Annotated in this window: 19 protein-coding genes and 1 pseudogene; 9 read left to right on the plus strand and 11 right to left on the minus strand. The window is 41.2% G+C overall.

Features of this window, described 5'->3' with window-relative positions:
* Positions 1 to 175: 175 nt before the first annotated feature.
* Positions 176 to 646, plus strand: coding sequence for a DUF4079 domain-containing protein (locus AACU33_RS29820; protein WP_096593778.1), 471 nt, complete (start codon positions 176 to 178; stop codon positions 644 to 646).
* Positions 647 to 727: 81 nt separating this feature from the next.
* Here the strand turns inward: AACU33_RS29820 and AACU33_RS29825 are convergent, their stop codons facing one another.
* Entirely contained in the window at positions 728 to 1,408 is a 681-nt protein-coding gene (locus AACU33_RS29825) for a DUF1997 domain-containing protein (protein ID WP_096593780.1), read from the minus strand.
* Between the two features lie 178 nt (positions 1,409 to 1,586).
* On the opposite strand from AACU33_RS29825, the gene AACU33_RS29830 reads away from it, so the two are divergent.
* From AACU33_RS29830 to crtW, 3 genes and pseudogenes are all read left to right on the plus strand, one after another.
* Positions 1,587 to 2,246 carry an SDR family oxidoreductase gene (locus AACU33_RS29830; protein ID WP_096593782.1) on the plus strand — a complete coding sequence of 220 codons (660 nt, stop codon included), beginning with the start codon at positions 1,587 to 1,589 and terminating at the stop codon, positions 2,244 to 2,246.
* A gap of 221 nt (positions 2,247 to 2,467) precedes the next feature.
* Positions 2,468 to 3,083: pseudogene (locus AACU33_RS29835) on the plus strand (glycoside hydrolase family 24 protein); the annotation flags it as partial.
* Positions 3,084 to 3,659: 576 nt separating this feature from the next.
* Entirely contained in the window at positions 3,660 to 4,430 is a 771-nt protein-coding gene (gene crtW, locus AACU33_RS29845; RefSeq protein WP_096593786.1) for a beta-carotene ketolase CrtW, read from the plus strand.
* A gap of 23 nt (positions 4,431 to 4,453) precedes the next feature.
* Here crtW and AACU33_RS29850 read toward each other — a convergent pair whose 3' ends face one another.
* The 4 genes from AACU33_RS29850 to AACU33_RS29865 all read right to left on the minus strand — a co-directional run bounded on the left by AACU33_RS29850 (position 4,454) and on the right by AACU33_RS29865 (position 7,967).
* The gene (locus AACU33_RS29850) at positions 4,454 to 5,137 is read right to left on the minus strand and encodes a DUF2834 domain-containing protein (RefSeq protein ID WP_096593788.1); all 684 of its coding nucleotides are present in this window, start codon (positions 5,135 to 5,137) and stop codon (positions 4,454 to 4,456) included.
* 31 nt (positions 5,138 to 5,168) lie between these two features.
* Positions 5,169 to 5,897, minus strand: a complete 729-nt coding sequence (locus AACU33_RS29855; protein WP_096593790.1) for a tetratricopeptide repeat protein — start codon at positions 5,895 to 5,897, stop codon at positions 5,169 to 5,171.
* 207 nt (positions 5,898 to 6,104) lie between these two features.
* Positions 6,105 to 7,181: a heat-inducible transcriptional repressor HrcA gene (gene hrcA, locus AACU33_RS29860; RefSeq protein WP_096593792.1), complete on the minus strand. Its 1,077-nt coding sequence runs from the start codon at positions 7,179 to 7,181 to the stop codon at positions 6,105 to 6,107.
* A 438-nt stretch (positions 7,182 to 7,619) separates the two neighbouring features.
* Positions 7,620 to 7,967 (minus strand): rhodanese-like domain-containing protein, encoded by a 348-nt coding sequence (locus tag AACU33_RS29865; RefSeq protein ID WP_096593796.1) that lies wholly within the window; start codon positions 7,965 to 7,967, stop codon positions 7,620 to 7,622.
* 185 nt (positions 7,968 to 8,152) lie between these two features.
* Here AACU33_RS29865 and AACU33_RS29870 point away from each other — a divergent pair, with 185 nt between their 5' ends.
* Complete coding sequence (locus tag AACU33_RS29870) at positions 8,153 to 9,817, plus strand: DUF3352 domain-containing protein (protein ID WP_096593798.1); 1,665 nt, start codon at positions 8,153 to 8,155, stop codon at positions 9,815 to 9,817.
* Between the two features lie 225 nt (positions 9,818 to 10,042).
* Here the strand turns inward: AACU33_RS29870 and AACU33_RS29875 are convergent, their stop codons facing one another.
* The 4 genes from AACU33_RS29875 to AACU33_RS29890 all read right to left on the minus strand — a co-directional run bounded on the left by AACU33_RS29875 (position 10,043) and on the right by AACU33_RS29890 (position 15,512).
* Positions 10,043 to 10,261 carry a hypothetical protein gene (locus tag AACU33_RS29875; RefSeq protein ID WP_096593800.1) on the minus strand — a complete coding sequence of 73 codons (219 nt, stop codon included), beginning with the start codon at positions 10,259 to 10,261 and terminating at the stop codon, positions 10,043 to 10,045.
* A gap of 124 nt (positions 10,262 to 10,385) precedes the next feature.
* Entirely contained in the window at positions 10,386 to 11,120 is a 735-nt protein-coding gene (locus AACU33_RS29880; RefSeq protein WP_096593802.1) for a glutathione S-transferase family protein, read from the minus strand.
* Positions 11,121 to 11,307: 187 nt separating this feature from the next.
* Positions 11,308 to 14,715 (minus strand): ribonucleoside-triphosphate reductase, adenosylcobalamin-dependent, encoded by a 3,408-nt coding sequence (gene nrdJ / locus AACU33_RS29885; RefSeq protein ID WP_096593804.1) that lies wholly within the window; start codon positions 14,713 to 14,715, stop codon positions 11,308 to 11,310.
* Between the two features lie 284 nt (positions 14,716 to 14,999).
* Positions 15,000 to 15,512 carry a hypothetical protein gene (locus tag AACU33_RS29890; protein ID WP_096593806.1) on the minus strand — a complete coding sequence of 171 codons (513 nt, stop codon included), beginning with the start codon at positions 15,510 to 15,512 and terminating at the stop codon, positions 15,000 to 15,002.
* Between the two features lie 156 nt (positions 15,513 to 15,668).
* Here AACU33_RS29890 and AACU33_RS29895 point away from each other — a divergent pair, with 156 nt between their 5' ends.
* Positions 15,669 to 16,253 carry an Npun_F5749 family FMN-dependent PPOX-type flavoprotein gene (locus tag AACU33_RS29895; RefSeq protein ID WP_096593808.1) on the plus strand — a complete coding sequence of 195 codons (585 nt, stop codon included), beginning with the start codon at positions 15,669 to 15,671 and terminating at the stop codon, positions 16,251 to 16,253.
* A gap of 97 nt (positions 16,254 to 16,350) precedes the next feature.
* On the opposite strand, the gene cysE is transcribed toward AACU33_RS29895, so the two are convergent.
* Entirely contained in the window at positions 16,351 to 17,115 is a 765-nt protein-coding gene (gene cysE, locus AACU33_RS29900) for a serine O-acetyltransferase (protein WP_096593810.1), read from the minus strand.
* A gap of 295 nt (positions 17,116 to 17,410) precedes the next feature.
* Positions 17,411 to 17,902 (minus strand): hypothetical protein, encoded by a 492-nt coding sequence (locus tag AACU33_RS29905; protein WP_096593812.1) that lies wholly within the window; start codon positions 17,900 to 17,902, stop codon positions 17,411 to 17,413.
* 618 nt (positions 17,903 to 18,520) lie between these two features.
* On the opposite strand from AACU33_RS29905, the gene AACU33_RS29910 reads away from it, so the two are divergent.
* The 3 genes from AACU33_RS29910 to tal all read left to right on the plus strand — a co-directional run bounded on the left by AACU33_RS29910 (position 18,521) and on the right by tal (position 21,936).
* Positions 18,521 to 18,805 (plus strand): RNA recognition motif domain-containing protein, encoded by a 285-nt coding sequence (locus AACU33_RS29910; protein ID WP_096593814.1) that lies wholly within the window; start codon positions 18,521 to 18,523, stop codon positions 18,803 to 18,805.
* A gap of 601 nt (positions 18,806 to 19,406) precedes the next feature.
* Positions 19,407 to 20,456 carry a class 1 fructose-bisphosphatase gene (fbp, locus tag AACU33_RS29915; RefSeq protein ID WP_096593816.1) on the plus strand — a complete coding sequence of 350 codons (1,050 nt, stop codon included), beginning with the start codon at positions 19,407 to 19,409 and terminating at the stop codon, positions 20,454 to 20,456.
* A gap of 334 nt (positions 20,457 to 20,790) precedes the next feature.
* Positions 20,791 to 21,936 carry a transaldolase gene (tal, locus tag AACU33_RS29920; protein ID WP_096593818.1) on the plus strand — a complete coding sequence of 382 codons (1,146 nt, stop codon included), beginning with the start codon at positions 20,791 to 20,793 and terminating at the stop codon, positions 21,934 to 21,936.
* The last annotated feature ends 40 nt before the right edge of the window (positions 21,937 to 21,976 follow it).

Genomic DNA, 21,976 nt, shown 5'->3' on the forward strand with positions numbered 1-21,976 from the left:
GTTGATCTAGCCTCAGAATTTAGTCTGAAATTGTTTATCCACTTTTGCAAGAGGTGTGAGCCAAGAAATAGCAGGTTAGGGGAAAGTAACATTCTCTTTCCATCCTTTGCTACCAATACAGAGAAATAGAGTTATGCTAATTTTTATGAAGATTTAATAATCGGGCGACTAGACGATGAATTTAGAACTTTCTCCATCAGTGAAGTATTGGCTGAACTTCTTTCACCCACTAATCATGTGGCTATTATTTGTAGTCTCGATTTATGCTGCTTACTTAGGGCTACAAGTACAGCGTACTAGAAATGCTCAAGGTGAAGAGAAAAAAGAATTGATTAAAGGTAGATATAACATTAGACATTACCAAATTGGCTCGATACTCTTAGCTCTGATGGTAGCAGGTGCGATCGGCGGGATGGCTGTCACCTATATCAATAATGGGAAATTGTTTGTTGGCCCTCACTTGCTAGCAGGTCTGGGAATGACTGCTCTGATTGCTTTTTCCGCAGCCTTGTCTCCTTATATGCAAAAGGGAGCAAACTGGGCACGGATGACTCATATTTTATTAAATTTCACGCTTTTAGGGCTTTTTGCTTGGCAAGCAGTCACAGGCGTACAAATTGTTCAAAGAATTCTTACAAATGCGTAGTCATTAGTCATTTGTCATTGGTCAAGGGTTATTAGTCATTGTGACTTTTAACTCTTGACTTTGGACTTTTGACTCTTGACTTTAGCGCTTTTTCTTAGAAACGGGAGAAAACGGTATTCCTAAAGATTGATGAAAATCTTCTTGCACTTTGCGAGTTAAGCGGCGAGAGACTTGACGGACGATTTGATTAAGTAAGCGATCGCCTGTAGATTGAATTAAAGACTTAGGCAAACGCTGAATAAACCGCGGAAAGTGAAGTTCAACTACTAAATCCAATTCCCATTCTACTCGTGTCACCTCCGCCACATTACTTGTAGCATCGGCTTGATTTTCTACCAGCTGTAGTGATGCCCGGTAATCCACATCATAACCAGGCGAACAGTAATCAGGAATTGGGATAGTACGAATACGGTAGATACCTTCCTCTGCTGGTAACAATTCCAAACCAATTTTCGGCTCAACTTCATAACCAAAAGAGCCAAAACGACCAATTATTAAAGCGTAGCCATTTTCTCCCAGTGGTTGCACCTTCATTGGTTCAGCGCAGCGCGAAAACCATGAGTTGTGAGTATTAAGATACTCAGCAACCGCTGCTGCTGGTGCATACATTTCCATATAATCGCTGTAGCGACCATAAAATTTGGTAGGCGTTGCTATAGGTACTCCTGCAAGTGCGTCCTCAGCTTCTGTGAGGCTAGACGCCACAGGTAAAACTGTTTCTTTTATTTCTAAAGATTGATATTCGCCGTTTCTTGAAAGCATAAATGCGTTCCTGCATCCTTTGGCGTTGGTCTATATTAATCGTTCCCAGCTTACGCGGGCCATTTCGCACTCAGATATCATTTTGACCGAATCCTCATGAATCTGTCATGCACTTCGTAGAATCACTACAATAAAGAACTGAACGATCGCATATTAGTTTCCCAGGATAGCGTTTCTCATGAAAGCATTTGTAGCAGGGGCAACAGGTGAAACAGGTCGCCGGATTGTACAAGAACTAATAGCACGCAACATTCCCGTCCGTGCTTTAGTCAGGGATACTGAGAAAGCTAGGGGGATATTGCCTCCTGAGGCTGAGTTAGTAGTGGGCGATGTGTTGAATCCCCAAACCCTGACGGCTGCTTTAGGAGATAGTACAGTCCTACTGTGTGCCACTGGAGCAAAGCCCAGCTTTGACCCTACTGGGCCCTATAAGGTGGATTTTGAAGGTACTAAAAACTTAGTAGATGCTGCTAAAGCGAAGGGAATAGAGCATTTTGTCTTTGTTTCTTCTTTATGTACTTCCCAGTTATTCCATCCACTAAACTTGTTCTGGCTGATTTTGGTTTGGAAGAAACAAGCTGAGGAGTATCTCCAAAAAAGCGGTCTGACCTATACAATTGTGCGACCAGGTGGGTTGAAAAATGAAGATAACTCCGACTCGATAGTGATGCAGGGCGCTGATACGTTGTTTGATGGTAGCATTCCTCGGCAAAAAGTTGCCCAAGTGTGTGTAGAGGCTCTATTTGAACCAGCCGCACGCAATAAAGTTACCGAGATTGTCGCTAAACCAGAGGCTACCTCTAAAAGCTTTGGTGAGTTATTTGCTAACGTTGCTTGATTAATATAGTGCTGAGTCTTGAGTTAACATGGATGGGTTTAACCTGTCTGGACAAAATTCGAGCATTTCGAGAAATTTGTGGGTTGTCAAGTTAACACAAGACTCAGTACTATTGCGGTAAATATTGCCGAAATGATGGCATCGACTATTGTTGTTAGCTAAAAGAGCGAATATTAAGGAGTTAAACTCTGAAAGGCTTTAAATTTAAAGGCGTAGAAAAACTGATTGGCCCGATAGCTGCGCTTCTCGGCTTTGTCTGCCTATTGCAATGGTATATCAATGGAGATTTGCGATCGCCCGGCGATCCCGTCTTTGAAGTACAACAGCCACCTTTAGTTATGAAAGGTGGCGATCCTTATCTACGTGCTTTAATGCGAACTATCTCCGCCAGCGAAGCCAACAGCAAACGCCCCTATTCTCTGCTTTATGGTGGTCAGCAGGTGCGTGACCTCAGCCGTCATCCGGAGATATGTGTCGCCATTGTCACTGGCCCCAATACAGGTAATTGTTCTACTGCTGCTGGTAGATATCAAATTATTAATACCACTTGGTATCAAATCGCTCCGCGCTACCATCCAAAACCAATGCAAATTATGTTTTGGACTGCTTATAGTTTTGAAGCTGAGTATCAAGATGTGGTAGTTTACCGTTGGTTGAGCGACTCCAAATTTTGGGGAATTGATATTGCTCAACAGTTGCAACAAGGGAAGTTAAACGATGTTTTGCGGCGGTTATCACCTACTTGGACAAGTCTAGGCTACGGCATAGAAACGAATTCTATTAGTAGCTCTTTACCCAAAATTTATCAGAAAATGTTGAAAGAGGAATTAAAAGCAGTTAATCAATCACCTTCAGCAAATTTCCGACCAACTCCAACCCCAAGCTTAACTCCTAGACCGATACAAATCTCTCCTAACAATAAAAATACAACTATTCCTCCTCATCGAGGTAGTAGTGGAGCCTTAGAACTGAGATTAAATAACCTTTAGTATTAGACAATTTTAGATTTGGAAGCCACTGCGTTACTGAAACTACATCCAATGGCAAAGACTGTAATTTTTTTGCAGTCGAATGTGTAGAACAGTCGCTTGGCGATGATTGGCTTTCTAGCCTACTTTGGGATCTTAACGGCTACAACGTACTGCGAGACGTACTCAACCTGATTTATAACACCTCTCGATAATTAACTGGTGCAAATACCAAACTCAGCAGTGCGATCGCATAACTTAGAGCAAGGACGCAGTTGTATGTGTAATACTATTTAGATTGGTCTTAACATTTCTAAATGTATTGACATTTTCCTGCTTTCTCTAGAAAACACCAATTGCTACCCAGGTTTTTTTATTAGTGGTTGGTGATTTTACCATGAGTACGTAGTGGTAAAAATCACTTAAATGTTGTATGGAGTAACAAATGATCGAATTAGAGCAACCACCTCATCAAAACCAACTTAATCCGACATTTAGTAGTAACTTCTTATCTCCAGGGCTGATAATTGCAATTCTTATTATTAGTATATGGGCTATTAGCTTAGGATTTTTGATTTCCCTCGATATTTCGCATCTCAACTGCTTGTTATTAATGTTGCTCCTACTTTGGCAAACATTTTTATATACAGGATTATTTATTACCTGCCATGATGCTATGCATGGGTCTGTATGCCCCTATCATCCCCAGATTAATCATTTTATCGGTAAATTGTGTATCTCTCTTTATGGTCTTTTACCCTATCAAACATTATTAAAAAAGCATTGGTTACACCACCATAACCCAGCTAGCAATCTAGATCCAGATTTTCATGATGGCAAACATAAAAATTTCTTTGCTTGGTATTTTTATTTTATGAAAAATTACTGGAGTTGGGGACAGATTATAGCTGTAACGATTGTCTATCAAAGTTTACATTTGCTGTTGCATATCCCGAAAGCGAACCTAAATTACTTTTGGGTAATTCCCTCAATTTTAAGTTCATTACAATTGTTCTATTTTGGTACTTTTATCCCACATAAAGAGCCAATAGGTGGTTATATTCAGCCTCATAAAGCCCAAACTATTAAGCGCCCGATTTGGTGGTCATTGATTGCGTGCTATCATTTTGGCTACCACGAAGAACATCACGAATTTCCTCATGTTCCTTGGTGGCAGCTACCAGAAGTTTATAAAATGGGTAAGAATTTTTCTTAATCTAAATTTCTAGCGAAATTCTCTTAGTTCGCTACTGTTTTTTGTTGACTTGATATGTTTTCTACTCCTGCTTCTGGTAAAGGTGGACGCACACATAGATAAATCAGCGGACCGAACAAGGGAATTAAAGCTATTAACCAAAATAACTGAGAATTTGTCCAACCACGACGCGCCATATCATCTCCTAATAATGCTACTGGAAATAATAAGGCTAAAAAACCGAAATCTAGGCTCATCACATGGATAAAGCGGCTAGTTTGCCACTGTTGTACAAAATCTCCCCAATCTCCACCTCGTACACCATAGGCAATTAAAATTGCAGCAGCAACGGTGAGAAAAATACCAGTTACACGAGAATCTAAAAGTTTAATTGCAGCGTTTTTTCTACCTTCAAACTGTTGATTAGGTTTGCGTAAGGCCAAGTAGGGTAAAAGTGCAAAAGCCCCAACGGCAAAAGAAGCTGTAGCAAATGGCCAAGCAGGTATTTTTTGCCCTCTACCATCAACAAATAATACTGCACTATAAATTAACGGCCACACGCCCATGATGTTGAATAGTGCAATTACTAACGGATTAATTCCTTGCCATTGCCCTGTGGATAGGTTTTTAATTAACTCAAATGTATCGGGTTGATTTGGAGGTGCTAGGAGAAAGGCGTAAGTAATAAATCCAATCCAGAGTGAGAAATAGATGATTTTTTGCAACATATTAATTTGGAAATGAATTTATTTTAACGTTCTATAAAGTTTTTAATAACTTCTCTGCCTTACTAATAAAATGACGATTACGTTTGAAGTGATAGTAGGATGAACCTCTGATTTTAGCGATCGTAGTTTCTAGATAACTACGTGCTGCTTGAGTATCGTTTTGCTGAGAGAGAATTTTAGCCAAAGTCAGATATGCTTCTGGATGACTCCAATTTTTTATATGTTGTTCTAAATGTATTTTAGCTTTATCGAGTTCTTGTAAAGCAAAAAGTGTTTCGCCATAAATTAAAGAAGCATCGCCATACTTATAATCTGGGGCGATTTTTAATATGGTATGCAAATACTCTTTAGCGGATGTAAATTTATGATTTTTGGCTGCAATAAATGCTGCACCCCAAAGTGCTTGCAGATTATCTGGTTCTTTTTCTAGAGCTTGGTTATAGGCTACTTCTGCTTTATCGTAGCTTCCCATATCGCAAAGCAGATTTCCTAAAGTAACGTATTGATGAGCTTTTCCAATATTCTTCGCTTGTGCTTCCGCCATCCAAAGTTCGCGCTTATGCGTCCAGCGATTGAAATAATTGGGGAGTGGGACACTACTTCTCGGTATCCAACGCGTTAAAAAATAGATAACGGCCCCAGGAAAATTAACAAAAAGTAAAATCCACAGCCATATTTGTCTCTCTGGCTCGTTACGAATACAGTCATAGATCGTAAATAACCAGAATCCGGTCATCACCAAACCTATAGCTTCTATCATTGACTGAATCCTTTGCTTAGGGATGAAGAGTGTATTAACTACCCTAGAGAAATATGGAGAGTTCTTTTACAAGTTATCGCGTTTACGAGGAAACACAGATATTCTTGTATAATTAGACTCCAAAAGTAAGAATCTCCATTAAAACTCAGCTGAGGCTAGTTCATCAAGGGTATGAACACTCGGATTCGAGTTATGGATTCAGCACAATTATTGACTAAAAGCTTCCGAGAGATAATCGGCCGCCGCAGCTACAACTGCGATCGCACCTTCATAATCTAAGCGTGTTGGCCCTAAAACTCCTACGCTCCCTACTGGTACGGAACCACGGCGATAGGTAGAAGTAATCAAGGTGCAGGTACGTATTGGTTCTAGTGGGTTTTCCGAGCCAATGCGCACATTTACCCGTGATTTACTCCGATCTTCACCTTCTGGCTCTTCAAAGATTAATTTTGATAGTTGGTCTTGTTCTTCTTCCAGTAGATGGATAATTGTCTGTACTTGCTGTAATTGCGAAAATTCTGGCTGACGCAAAACCTCTGCTACACCTCGAACCATTATTTGCGTTGTTGTTGGTGTCATTCGACGAGTCAATTCTGCAACAGAATTTTTCAAGAATTCACCATAAAGTTGAAATTCCCGATCTAATTGACTCCAGTCAAGATTGGCTAATTCCAGCAGACTGCGTCCCCGTAGGTGGCTATTCAAAAAGTTAGAAACAATTTGTAATTCGCGATCTATAGCTTCCCCATCGAGTTTAGTCTCTTCTCGCGTCGGTGACAAATCCATCAGTCTGGAATGAGTTTCATAACCATCGGTAACGACAATCAGCACGATTCGCCCAGTTTCAATTTGCACCAATTGCAAATGTCGCAACAATGCTGTATTATTTTGCGGCATGGTAATCAAGCTGATACACCCACTCAAGGTTGCTAAGATTTGGGCTGCTCCTTGCAATAGGGCTTCTAAACTCCAATCTTCCCATTGCAAGCGTTTTTGCAGTGCTAACTCTACTTCTTTGGCTAAAGTTTCAGAAGGCGTGATTAAGCGATCGACATAAATGCGATAGCCTGAATCAGAAGGGACTCGTCCAGCAGATGTGTGTGGTTGGTACAGTAAGCCAGATTTTTCTAGGACACCCATCACATTGCGAATTGTGGCGGAACTAACACCTAGATCGTACTCTTCAATTAAAGCTTTCGATCCCACAGGCTCTGCCGTAGCAATGTAGTGACGTACTGTTGCCCAAAGTATATGCTGTTGTCGATTTGTCAACTGGACTTGCATAAGTATTCTTTACTGAAGGCAAATGTTAATCAAAGTTTGTAAAAGTTTGTGCTTTTTACAGCAAACGGAAAAAAATATTAATAGTTAACTAATATATCTAATTGTGGATTAAGATAACTGACTATTTAATTATAAAACAGTTAATTAGTGTAAAGTTCCAGATTGGTCTATACTACAGCTTGACTAACGTTATCAAAACTGCTACTCTCAATTGGAATTTTTAACTGATTAACCGTATTTTTCCATAAGCTTTTATTAAAAAATGTATTTCTCTGTACTGATTTTTTGGCTTTTGAGATATATAAGCTAAAAGGATCATCTATACATAACTCATCATGAAGAATTTCGCCAGTATTGCTACAAGGCGAGACTCTCATGTATTTCCTAAATAGGAAGCTCAGTATTAAATGAGCAATCTATAGTTCAAATCTTGAAGAATTAATACTGAGGAATTGACCGATCGACTAAGACAGAGTAAGCATCAATTCCACCTGCTATGTTTTTAACGTTTGTAAAACCTTGAGCAACTAACCACTGACACATCTGAGCAGAACGCATCCCGTGATGGCAGAGTACCAGGGTTTCAGCATGAGGATTCAAAAGGGTGGGTATTTCATCGCCCCATTCCGCAAATTCACTCAAAGGGAAGTTGACAAAGCCCTCAATGCTGGCGATCGCTAATTCTTGAGGTTCGCGCACATCTACTAGTTGAATACTAGAATCCTGAGTAGATAGACGTTGTGCCAGTTCTTCAACGCTAATTTGGGGAATTGAGTTGGCTGTCATGAGGTTTTTGTAAACAATCCTATATCATTTATGTTGACAGAATATGTTAACCCTAGCATGAGCATCCATTCCTAAATTAATTCATAGATATATATGCATTATGCGATATTTGGCAGGCAATTCAAATCGCTTGTCCCTTCCTTACTATGCTTAGAAATTAGAAGCTTTCGGGGCGAGGAGGTTAAGTGAATAGGCAAAGCTCATTTTTTGGTTTCCTCATAGCTGGCGCGATCGCTCTGCTGGTAATTATAATTACTGGCTTTTACTGGTTGTCGGCTAAAAATCCAGTTAATATCGCTGCTGCTACTTCTCAGCCTGGTGCTACTATTTTTGTGTCGAAGTTTTCCCCAGTGACAGTATCTTTGCTAGTAAATCCAGACCGATTGCAGGTCTTAGAGCGTCAAGGGGAATTATCTCAGCTGAAAACTAATTTACTCGCTAAAAGTAACATCAATTACCAAGAAGATATTCAACCTTGGTTAGGAAATGAAATTACCCTAGCTTTAACTACTTTAGATATCGATCGCGACCCAGAAAACGGACAGCAGCCTGGGTATTTGATGGCGCTAGCAACTACACAACCGCAAAAAAGCCGCGAGTTTCTGGAAATTTTATTTTCCAAGCGGGTACTAGCTGGGGCAAACTTGGGCACAGAAGAATATCAAGGTGTGAAACTACTTTACGATAATCCGCCAGCAAAGCAAGACTTTTTGGCTGGTGCAGCTGTTGGCGATCGCTTTGTCTTGTTTGCCAACGATCTCAAAGTTCTCAAAGATGCGATTAATAACGTCCAGGCTCCCGATCTGAATTTAAACAGCTCCGTGCAATATCAGAAAGCGACTCAGCAATTACCCAAAGGTGCATTGGGTTTAGCTTTCTTGAATCTCCCCACCTTAGCAAAATCCCAAGGCTTAGAGCTGCGAGAAGCAACCTATGACAGCGAAATTATTTCTCTAATTTTAAACTCTAAAGGATTAGTGGCAGAAACGAGCTTTCTGAGTGCATCAGAAACAGCATCTCCCTCCCCAACCCCTTTGCTGTCCCAACCTGTAGCTGCATTGCAATATATCCCCCAATCAGCAGGTTTGGCAATCTCTGGCGCTAATTTGAGCAATTTAGGTGACACCGATCTCGCTAAACTCTGGAAACAAGCAACAGCGACGATATCTGGTTCGGGTAAAGCTGTTAATTCCCAAATAGCCAAGCCTTTGAGCGAACTGCAAAACCGTTGGGGGATAAACTTGGCTGAGGATATCTTCAGTTGGGTAAAAGGAGAATATGCGATCGCATTATTACCCGGAAACGAGCAAAAAACAGATAGCTGGGTTTTTGCTGTAGAAAACACCCCAGAGGTGACAGAAGGAATTTCACGTTTAGATGCGAGCGCATCTACCAAAGGGCTGAATATTAATTCCCTCAATCTGAATAATCAAAAAATTTCTGCGTGGACAGATTTAATAGCTACTAGCAAAAAACTTGACGATAAAGACCGTCTGGCTTACACCGTTGAGACAAAAGTCCAGGGAGTACATACAACTCTCGGAAATTACGAAATTTTCACTTCCGATTTGGAAACAATGGCTGAAATACTCTCTGCTAAAGACAATTCCTTAGTTAAAAATCGTAATTTTCAAGATAGTATTGCTACTATTCCCCAACCCAACCAAGGTTATGTATATCTTGACTGGACGACAAGTAAAAGTCTTGTAGAGCGTCAGTTACCAATTCTCAAACTAGTAGAACTAGTAGGAAAGCCATTTTTTGAGAATTTGCGATCGCTTACAGTTAGTAGTTACAGTAATGAGGCAGGATTACTCAAAGCTAGGATCTTCTTTAAACTCCAGCCTTAATTTGCAAGTAGCGAATAATAGCTTGAAATAAGGGAGCGTTGTATTGCTAAACTTGAGCCAGCTAACAAGAGCATCTTTGATATGAGAAGATATCGTCTATTGAATGGCTGAGTGGAAACTTCTGTTAATGACCATACCCAAGAAGAGTTAAAAATAAAGGTCTGCCGCGAATCAGCAGACCTTTAAGTTACTAGAATCTTTACTAGAATCTAAATTATCTGACCATTATTCAATAGCTATTTGTTGAGGGCCAGCAGATCTACCATTATTAACCTCAGTTGTAGTTGAGCTATAACTAGTAGAGCCTGTTTGTTTATCTAGCCAGCTTTTTACGGGTTCGTCTGCAAGATTGAGCCGAAACATGCCCGAAAAGAATCCACCCAAAAATGAGACTGGATGTTGCGTAAATTCTTTAAAGATTGGTGACAATTCATCAATGAACATTAAGAATCTCCTGGTGCTGCCTTAGAAAATTATTACTTCTTTATCGATCGTAACGTGAAAATCTTTCTATGATTTTCGGTGACAGATTATACCCAGATTTATTTAAGTGGTAAGAAATTGTCAATCAAGCATTGCCACGATCTAACTCAGTATCGCTGAAAAATAGCTGATTCATACGCTCATAATGCTGGCAGAGATTTGACAGTTGAAGAACATAATCAATAATCGGGTGTTTGAAGGGTGGCTTAATGGCATTACCGACATAAGCGTACAAAGTTGCATCTATTGTTGTAGGTCTATCTCCCATAAAAAATGGTTTATCAGCCAGGAAATCTGAAAGTGCTTGAAAATCAGCACTTATTAGCAGAAATATTTCCTCACTGCTATGACGCCCCATACCATGACCATACATCTGAGAGCGAAAACTTTGACGTATACTTTCCAAAATTGGCTCTAATTCTGCTGTTGGCATTTGAGGAAAGTACTTAGATAACAGTTCTTTATAAATTTGCCAATTCTCTTCAACATTAAAGCGAATCTCACCTAGACCCCAGTAAATATTCTCTTTGAGCATTCTACGAAAAGCGAGAGATATAGCCCGTTCAGTAGCTGTTAACCCTTCATCAAGGTCTATACCTTCTTTTTGTCTCAGCACCTCAATAATTAAAGTGGAATCACCAATCAAGTTACCTTGATATTCAATGAATGGTATCTTGCCTTTTGGGGCTGCTGCTAAATTAACGTTTGTATCAGCTTTGTAAGGTATCTTGGCCATGCGTAACCAAGTTTCCAGCTTCATGCAGGGAGGGCTAAGACTTGGTAAATTCCACGCAGGAGGTGTTTTATACAAAGTAATCATGACGATTAATCGGCTGTGCCAACAGTGCAGATTTATATTAGTTTTCAGGTTAAATACTCTGTTTTATGTGAGATTTAGTCTTAGTTTGCTACTCTATTTCAATTTCCTGATACCAAGATCCCCGGCTTCTATTAGAAGTCGGGGATCTAAAGTTTTCACTTAATTCTTATTTACTTGTCATCGTGCTTTATGAGTTTGGTTCCTGCACGGGAAACATACATTTATCAGAGTCACATCCAGATGGTCCAGCCTCAGCCAATTCACCTAGATCGTAACGACTTAGCACTGCACAGAAATCATCTGTTTTACGTCGTGCTTTTACTTCTTGAGATAAACGCTCGTAGGTGAGTTTATCTATGGGTTCAAATGGCAAACGTGGAAATGATTGCAAATCATCAAAACGAGCTAAAAGTGCTGCCGAAATATATCCCTCATCATTCTGGATGGCTTCATAAATGCGCTGTCCTAAAGGCTCCACTTCTTCAGAACGTAGCTCTAAAGTTGCAGAGGTGTTATGAGTGACATAATACTGCTGAACTTGCAGAACAAAATCTAATTGAGCTAAGACAGAGAACTTAGAAACATCAATTTGATCGGCTCCTGGTAAATCAGCCCAAGGTACAGCAACAGGAATTTCAACTAACCATTCACTCACACGAGGATCGAAGGGATCGTTAAGTAAATTACCCTGTTCATCTTTGTCAGATTGAGAAGGAATAACGTTGTAACCATAGTCAATACAAGCTAAGGCTACAGGGTCGTTTTTGCGGAAAGTGATCCGGCGAATAAATCTTTGGGCTTTAGGGGGATGCCATCCAGAACTAGCACCTGTTAATAGTGCTTTAGTACCGCTAGGCTGGACAGTTGTACAGCGATTTGGACGTTTGAGATTGTGGCGATCGCAGTAATCCCAAACTACCCGATGTACAATATCTTTCCAGTAACTTAGGTATTTCGCTTCTTGGCGCTTAAATACCAATCCTTGGGGAGTAGCGGGTCTTCCTGCTTCCCACCAACGCAACCAATCAACACCAAAAGCATTGACAAAGAAATCAAATAACCCTGTGAAAGAAACCCCGACAATTGGATCTAATTCGCGGCTTTTTTGATAGCGAGGTTCAAGGAATTTATGATTTAACAGCGCGGCTACAGAAAGCGCCCCAGCAGTGAAAGCTTCCTCTTGTTCTTTATAGTTATGTGGGTCAAGTTGATTAAGGTGAACTTCTGACAAATTACAGTGGAAGTTACTACCAATAATTTCACCACAATTGTGAGCAACAATCCCATTAGCATCAAACTGAGAAACACCTGGTACAGTACAGTCATAAACAGCTTCAAAGCCATCAGATAAAATTTGCTTGACTTTAACAGCAAATCTCTCACGGTTTAGTTTTCGTTTGTATCCATCCAATAATTCTTGTAAGCGTCTAGCTTTTTGAGGCTCCTGAAATCCTACAATTTCCTGAAAATAGTAGATATTATCATTAGAAATAACAAGCTCATGTTGTGCCTTACAACAATACAATGCTAGTTCACGATTACTATCAGGAAGATAACGCTCACTTTCAGGACGGCGTTCTTGATAAATCGTGGAAATAATGCCCAATCTTGCCAGCATTCTTTGAATAACCTTCAAAGAGCCAAGATTACTTTGTGCTAATCTGACACTAACACCTTTTTGCTGATTACCTTGCACACTACCATCAGCATCAAACAAACCACGCAAGAACCCACGATAAAACTCATAGCTGGCTTGCTCTATTTTATCTGTTGGCATTTTGTGTTCTACAGTAACACCATAATCAGCTGCTAGTCGAGCCAACCCCGATGAGTTAATCACTCGATGTTTGAGTTGTTGATGATAGCATCCAGAGTCTGTAGTAGTTGAAAAATCTACAGCATTTTGAAGTAATGCGACTGCATATCTTCCCATTTCTTCTTGGGTATCTTGCCAATATCGTAGATATGCTGTTTTTCCCCATTGTGTTTTTGCAATGCTTCCATCACCAATCAGACTCCCAAGCAACCAACCCTCATCAAAAGTACCAAAACTATCCCAAGGTTTTACCCCACGATGGTTATGAAGCAAAATATAGTCCCCTGGGGATAAATCTTGAGCCTCTACCCATTCGGAGTATTGCCTTTTTTGCGTTTGAGCAGTTACCTTAAGAAGCTTATGATTGCCAGTCAAACGCAATTCATAGCCCTCTTGAGTAATAACTTTCAATATGGGTTTAATTCCAGTTAACCAAAAGCCATCAGTTGTAGTGCTAAATAGTTCTCCATTGACGTATACACTCAACTGTTTGCCTATTAAATCTTTAACTTGTCGTGCACCTTGTTCAGTGTGAACCCAAGTTTCAGCAGTAACACAAGGATTTAATCCGAACCTAGCTAAACGGTGTTCTATCTCCTCAACATCCAGATTTGGATAGTTTTCTTGTAACCACTGTTTTGCTGTTCCTTGTTCGTAAGCTTTGAGGAAATCAATTTTTAATGCTGATGTTGATAGCAAATCAACGTTAGCTCTAGCTACTCCTTCCCCAGCCCATTGAATCGCTCCTTCACCACTGTAATACTGTTTGCGAACAGCTTCAATAGATTCTTCTAATGTCGGCTTGCGATGAAACACTCTAGTATGATTTGCCATCCGCAGAGCATCACGTTCTGGATCAATTCTCCAGTTACCTTCTGCATCTTGCTGCCATAAATTATCTTTGGCTGTAGCTCCTAATTGATCGTCAGCCATGAACTGACGCATACCCGCGCTTCTTCGGATATTGCCAGCAACAATTGTTACAGCTGCTTGATCGATTAATAGGCAGCATTCAACAGAATTTAATTGCCTACCTAAAGCTTTATTCAGAATAGATGCACAATTTTCGTAAAGTGTAGGCAATTTAACCGGATTTGCTACTCCTCCAAAACCCTTGAGAGTTTCTCCGGCTTGACGAACATCACTAATATCAACGAATACTTGAACTTCCCTGCTAAATCTCTCATCTGTAGACAGTTCTAATAAGGTTTGATAAGATTTCACCCAACCTTCACGGCTATCGCCAACGTGGATAGTGACTTGATTACCCTGTATAGAGATTTCTGTATACTCCCGACGCTGTTCTTTAGGAGTAGCACCAATTTCACCCTGTACAGTTATATTCAGGCGATTGCGGATTGGGGGTAGTTGATTAATATATCTCGGTTCAATGATGGCTCCAGTACCACAGCCCATCATTGCTAAATCCATCATCAACCCAAAGGCTTTCCAGTCTTGGAGGTTGGTAGAGGTGCAATTGTAAGCCCCAGAAAAGTTTTTCGGCTTGGCTATCCAATCTGTGCCACCAACCCATAACCAGCGCCCACTGGGCAAGGCTTTCATATTACGCTGCATCTTGTCTAAGATGACTGCTTCTTCACGGCTGAGTTTCCCCAGTTCGACTAAGCCAACAAGAGTGCGATCGCATACTTCATCCCAAGTTTCCCTTAAACCTGCCGGACTGCGGCGGCTATAAGTCCTGAAAAATACAGGATTAGCTGCGGGGGCAGTTTCCGGAAACTTTGCACTCTGGCGTTTTCTTTCAAGCTCTCGAACCATAAATCCAGTCTTGTTGCTTGCTAACAGATTAAGACTATAGACCAAGTAGATTCAGGATTAAAGCTTGCCAAAAGAGACAACTTAAGCTTTATCTCAATAATCTCTATCTCATAGAGATATGGGGCTGATTGACCACATATCTCCATATTTGAGGTATTTACTGCTTTTTCAAGCAACTTACTCACCTTTACAGGTGTAACTGTTGTTCTCGCCTAAAAAGCTCGCTTTACTATTCCTTGAGAATTAGATAGAAGTATGGGCGATTGCTCAAATCCTTCCATAAGTTACTTTTTAGTTTTGTTAATTACTTTCACCAGTTCAGTAATCGACTTGAGATGGGTTTGGACGAACCAATTCATTGCAAGAATCACAGCTACTGAAACTCCTCCATAGCTAAGTATTGGCAATAAATCTAAGGCTCCAGGTAGTGTAGTTCCTTGGGTTGGATGAGCAATAATCGGAATATTTTGGTTTTCGTGTGCTTGGCCTATCACATTTAGAGAAAGTAAGTTATGTGGCTGTATATTGGCAACGGCAAGTAGAGGTTGGAAACTTTCAGCCTTATTGACTCTGTTTTCTTGCATAATGGGGTTGATGTATTTTATTTCATTACCCTGCTTCGTCAAAGCAAGGGTATTTTTTTTGCTTTGGAGAGTGCCAGCGCATACCTGATCCCGTATTGACCTCAAACCAGCCGGACTGCGGCGGCTATAGGTTCTAAACAATACAGGATTAGCTGCGGATGCAATATCTGCAAAGTTTGCACTTTGGTATTTTGTTTCAAGCTCTCGAACCATAAATCTAGTCTTGTTGCTTGCTGACAGATTAAGACTATAGACCAAGTAGATTCAGGATTAAAGATTGCCAAAAGAGACAACTCGCGCTTGCTTTACAACAGTACAAAGTGCAACATCAATCCATAATGTATAATATTGTTTCTCTTTTGCAGCCCAATGTCTCTTGCTCCCTGGCGAAGTGCGATCGCCCGCGCCCTCCATCAAAATCGCAGTCTACCTTATGCCCGTTACTTACAACTAGCAACAGTCCGGGTAAATGGTCTACCCGCTAATCGGACTGTAGTTTTTCGTGGCTTTTTAGAAGCTACCAACCAGCTAAAATTTATTACCGATTCCCGCAGTGAAAAAGCTGAACAGATACAACAAAAAGCTTGGGCAGAAGCTTGCTGGTACTTCCCCAATACACGAGAACAATTCCGAATTACTGGTAGCTTAATCTTGGTAGGAAGCGATTCTCAAGCCGACCTAGCAACCGCACGCGCTACTACCTGGCAAGAGTTGAGTGATGCAGCGCGGCTTCAATTTGCTTGGCCTCATCCTGGTGAACGGAGAAATAAGGATGAAAAAGCTGCATTTAACCCACCCCCACCAAATCCCAGCCAGCCACTCTCAAATTTTTGCTTATTGCTACTCGACCCTTTACAAGTAGATCATTTAGAGTTACGTGGAGAACCACAAAATCGTTGGTTATACTACCGCAATGACCAGCACGAGTGGTCTACCAAAGAAATTAATCCTTAATGGGAAATAAAGATGCGAGAAGGGGAATGAGGGGGCAGTAGAGATGAAATGCTTGACCTTTGACTTGAGGCTCTAGACTCTAAACTCTTGACCCTGGTTATATACCTGCACCATCAAGAAACTGCTGGATTGCCTTATCTCTGAGGTTACACAAGGGCAATTCTTCTGTTAATTCATCTTGATTAGATGAGAAATTACCAGCCAAAACAGGAGATTTATCGGACAAATGGGCGGGCTGAAGATGTTTTATTTGTTCTTCAAGTGCTTCAATCCGGTCTACTAAAGCACGAATTACTTCAGCTTCTGAATCTGGTAAGTTGTTGTGTTCTAGAGGCGCAACCCTGACGCCAGAACGATAAATGATGCGACCAGGTACACCAACAACTGTGCAATTAGAAGGAACATCCCTAAGCACAACTGAGCCAGCACCAATGCGGACATTGTTTCCAATTTGAATATTGCCAAGTACTTTTGCACCAGCACCAACCACAACATTTTCGCCCAAGGTTGGATGGCGTTTACCACTTTCTTTACCAGTACCACCAAGGGTGACACCTTGATAAATTAGGGCATAGTCTCCGACGATCGCGGTTTCACCAATCACTACACCCATACCGTGATCGATAAACACGCCATGTCCAATTGCTGCGCCTGGATGGATTTCAATTCCCGTGAAAAATCGAGCAATATGAGATATCAGACGAGGGATAAAAGGAATGCCAATAACATACAGCCAGTGAGCCAGCCGATGAAATAGCAAGGCTTGCAAACCGGGGTAGCAGAATAACACTTCCAACCAGTTGCGGGCAGCTGGGTCACGTTCAAAGATGATACGAAAGTCGGTACGCAGTGTAGATAGCACGAGATAGTACCCTCGGAAAGCAAAACGAGCTACCTTCCCATATTATCGTTCCATGTGTTCCTCGTAACAAAGTTGGACATTGGGCAAGGTCATTAATTTCTCCCCTTCGGGTGACGCTCCTTCGTCGCTCTAAGCGAAGCTATGCCGAAGGCTTTACGCTGCGCTAATGCCAGTCGCCTGCGGAGGAGCTAGCGGGGTCTTGGGGGTCTCCCCCATGAGCGACTGGCGTTGGAAACCCTCCCGCAGTGCTGGTCTCACTTTGTCCTCCTTGTCTCCCTTGTCTTCCCTGCCCCCGTCACGGTTGCTCTACTGTCAAAGTGTAATTGTGCTTCACACCAGGATTAAATGTACCTACCCAAACTTGATAGGTTCCACTTTTGAAATTTTGGTCATCAATACTGGCATCTTTGCTCTTACCAGTATCATCGCCACAGCGAATTGTTGTGTCGTCTGGGCCTTTGATGAGTAATGTGGTGTCGTAACCGCCGCTGTTAACTAATACTTTGAGCCGAGCAAAGTCTTTTTCCAAAACCAAGATGTGATCGGGTTTAGGATCGGCAAAGCCAATGCAAGCTTTTTTATCGCGATCGCGGTTGCTAATAGCTGACAGCGAGTAAGAACCGCCTGTGTAACCTTCAACTACTCCTTGTGCTGGAGTAAACCCCGTTGACAGCTTGAGTGTGCCAAAGTTTGCTGTCTGTGCTATTACAGGTTGAGCCATGATGGCGCTAACTATAGCTAAAAGCCAGCCACATTGAGACTTAAGCCGGAGGCGACAATACTTCATAGTAGACCTCCAACAATTTAATTTATAAGTAACTATATATACATATTGTAATCTAAAAAACAGTAAGATTGACCAATTTGTGCCACATTGAAATGTGCCACAGCAAAGAACTGATAAAAGTAGAAAATATGAAGTGATTTTATAAATTCAATTTTTACAGTGTCACTAGCTAGTCAAGAACACCACATAGAAAGTTGGATTTACTCAATTCAATTCTTAACAGCCACAAGTAAATCGCGCCAATTTCAAAACTTAATATCCACACTCAGCGTGCATCAAAAATGGGACTGGGCAATTGAGCCTGTTAATGGAGAATTTTGTCTGTCAAATATAAAACAAAATCCTCAAAAATATAAAAATTATAAGAGTTGCTGATTTTATGCTATGAGGGTTTGTAAAATCTCATACTTTGAAAAACAGCACGATCAGTTATTATATGAGCGTATGAGTAAGTTCAGCCACATGGCACATATAGTTGTAGACGATACCACAGTTAAGGTTGCCGCCTTACAACATTCGCCAATGGTGAATCAGAGGAAACTATGCAAAGTTTGCAAGTTACTTAGATCTGTTCTTTAGCTGAACTTATCGCTCCTTGTTGAAACTTACGTGATCCACATGACTATTTACGTTGGAAATCTCTCCTACCGCGCTACCGAAGCGGATCTAAGAGCAGTATTTACAGATTATGGCGAAGTTAAAAGGGTAGTTTTACCTACTGACCGCGAAACAGGCAGACTGCGGGGCTTTGCATTTGTAGATATGAATGAAGATGCCCAAGAAGACGCTGCGATCGCAGAATTAGATGGTGCAGAATGGATGGGGCGTCAGCTCAGAGTCAATAAAGCTAAACCAAGAGAAGATAACCGACGAGGTAGCTGGGCGAAAAAACAAGAGATATAAAACAGAGAAATACAATCATAACAAATTGTTTTCTAGTTACGCAATACCTTAGTCAGTAATATTTACTAGAAACAATACGCAATCAAATAACTCACTAGTACCGTTTGCGGAATTCCCAATTCAAAATAAATACGGCGTAATCTTTTCAGCGGTTTTGTATATTTGCTTGAGCTCCGCTACGCTGTACTATAATTTACCCGACTAGTTAGGATCGGTTAAGTAAATCTTACTACTAGTCGGTTTTTTGCATCCCAACTAAAATCATGGCTTGTAAAATGTAAAATTTACTAACGAGCATTCACCTATTGCATACCCAGAGGGTAGAGGCAACCTCAGTGCATCAGAACTGAATAAATCAAGAATGGTCGTTGTAGCAACAAAATTTAAGTTACCAACAATACTAAGTAGATTTGCTCAAATAGAGCGCTGTATATTCGCAGTTATCCTCAGCAAGACAGGTACAAGATATTCATTTCTTTAGTTTATCTAAAAACAAATCTAGGTTATCAAATTACCTTTCTAAGATAGAGGCAGAGATCTCGATAAATTGCCATCAACGGTAGTAGCCGAACCCACACATAGTCCTAGGGAGAACAAGACAATGACTCAAGCGCCTGAATCTTTAGATTTGTCTAACAACTACGCTGGAGATAAGACCTTAGATAGAGATTGTACAACGTTATCACGTCACGTCCTACAGCAATGTCAAAGTTTTTCTGCTGAGGCACAGGACTTGAGTGCCCTGATGAATCGAATTGGTTTGGCAGGTAAACTTATTGCCCGTCACCTCAGCCGTGCCGGATTAATGGAAGGTGTGCTGGGATTTACAGGGGAAGTTAACGTGCAGGGAGAGTCCGTCAAAAAGATGGATGTTTATGCCAATGAGGTATTCATAGCTGTTTTTAAGCAAAGCGGCCTAGTTTGTCGTTTAGCTTCCGAGGAAATGGACAAACCCTATTACATCCCAGAAAACTGTCCTATTGGCCGCTATACTTTGCTCTACGATCCAATTGATGGCTCATCAAACACCGATACAAATCTCAGCTTAGGTTCGATTTTTTCCATTCGGCAACAGGAAGGCGACGATATCGATGGTAAGGCTGTTGACCTGCTCGCCAATGGACGCAAGCAACTTGCCGCAGGATACATACTCTATGGCCCCAGCACAATGCTGGTCTATACTATAGGCAAGGGCGTTCACTCATTTACCCTCGATCCCAGCTTGGGTGAGTTTATCCTCACGGAAGAAAATATCAAAATTCCCAATCACGGTTCGGTATACAGCGTCAACGAAGGGAATTTTTGGCAGTGGGAAGAATCTATTCGGGAATATATCCGCTATGTCCATCGCACAGAAGGCTATACAGCTCGCTATAGTGGGGCAATGGTGAGCGATATCCATAGAATTTTAGTTCAAGGCGGAGTGTTTCTCTATCCAGGCACAATTCAGAAACCAGAAGGCAAATTGCGCCTGCTTTATGAAACTGCTCCCCTAGCTTTTTTGATTGAGCAAGCAGGAGGTCGTGCCACTACAGGATTGGTAGATATTTTAGATGTAGTACCGAAAAAATTGCATCAACGCACGCCTTTAATTATTGGTAGCAGAGAGGATGTAGCGAAGGTAGAGTCTTTTATTCAAAACGGTCACTAGTGCAAGAAGGCAGATGGCAAAAGGAAATCAAGACTGTAACTTAAGCTTTTTCAGCTTTTTTTACAACTGGATCGTTATTTCCACCTTGCTGTACTAGTAGAAGTTACAAAGGTAGCAAAGATACTGGGAGCATCTGCTACTAAGTAATTAAAAGTTAATTACAGCGATTGGGAATGCAGAATAGCGTTTTTAGAAATTGAAGTAAACATTATCTCAGCTGGCCGATGCGATAAGTGATTGGCAACGCCACAATTCAAAAGTCACCATCAACATTTGATGGGTTTTGCCAACTTCACTTAAAAACATCATTAACAGGAGTGAAATAAACATAGCTATGGCAACCAATCATTTATTAGAGATTAAACAATACGGTCAAAGTATCTGGATGGATAATTTGAGCCGTGACATTATTCAATCAGGCGAACTCAAAAATTTGGTTGAGAACCAAGGAATCTGTGGGATTACCTCCAACCCAGCCATTTTTGAGAAAGCGATCGCTGGTAATGTGATTTATGATGCCGATATAGAAGCCGGAGTTCGCGCTGGCTTACCCACATACAAAATTTATGAATCCCTAGCTTTTGCAGATATCCGCAGTGCTTGTGATATTTTACGCCCTGTATATGAAGCCTCAAATAGACTAGATGGCTATGTGAGTATCGAAGTACCACCAACCATCGCCCACGATACTGAAGCCACAATCAACGAAGCCCGTCGCTATTTCCAAGAAATTGGACGGGAAAATTTGATGATTAAAATTCCTGGTACCGAAGCGGGTTTACCAGCAGTGGAACAGGTAATAGCTGAGGGTATGAATGTTAACATCACACTGCTGTTCTCAGTAGAAAGCTACATTAATACAGCTTGGGCTTATATTCGCGGCTTAGAAAAGCGGGTTGCAGCAGGTGAAGACATCAGTAAGATAGCTTCAGTTGCTAGCTTCTTCCTCAGCCGAATTGACAGCAACATTGACGGTAAGATTGATGCTAAGTTGAAAAAAGGCGTTGACGATATTGCCATTGAGGCGAAATTAAAAGCTGTGAAAGGAAAAGTAGCGATCGCCAATGCCAAGATTGCTTATCAAGAATACAAGAAAATTATTGAGAGCGATCGCTGGCAAGCCTTAGCCGCAAAAGGAGCTAAAGTACAGCGCTTACTATGGGCCAGCACTAGCACCAAAGATCCCCACTACAGCGACGTGATGTATATCGATGAGTTGGTCGGCCCAGATACCGTCAATACCTTACCCCCAGCAACGATTACCGCTTGTGCAGATCACTGCGATGTCGCTAATCGTGTAGAAACAGGTGTAGAAGAAGCTTACACCCTGATAGAAAACCTCAAAGATCCTGACATCAATATCGATATCGATAAAGTGATGGATGAACTGCTAGTGGAAGGGATTGACAAATTTGTCCAGCCCTTCCAGTCCCTAATGAACTCTTTAGAAGGCAAAGTCAAGCTATTGTCACCAGTGTAGGTATTAGGGAATAGGGACATGGGGCTACGGAAAATGCCCC

The sequence above is a fragment of the Calothrix sp. NIES-2098 genome (assembly GCF_963875125.1).
Classification (GTDB): Bacteria; Cyanobacteriota; Cyanobacteriia; order Cyanobacteriales; family Nostocaceae; genus Aulosira.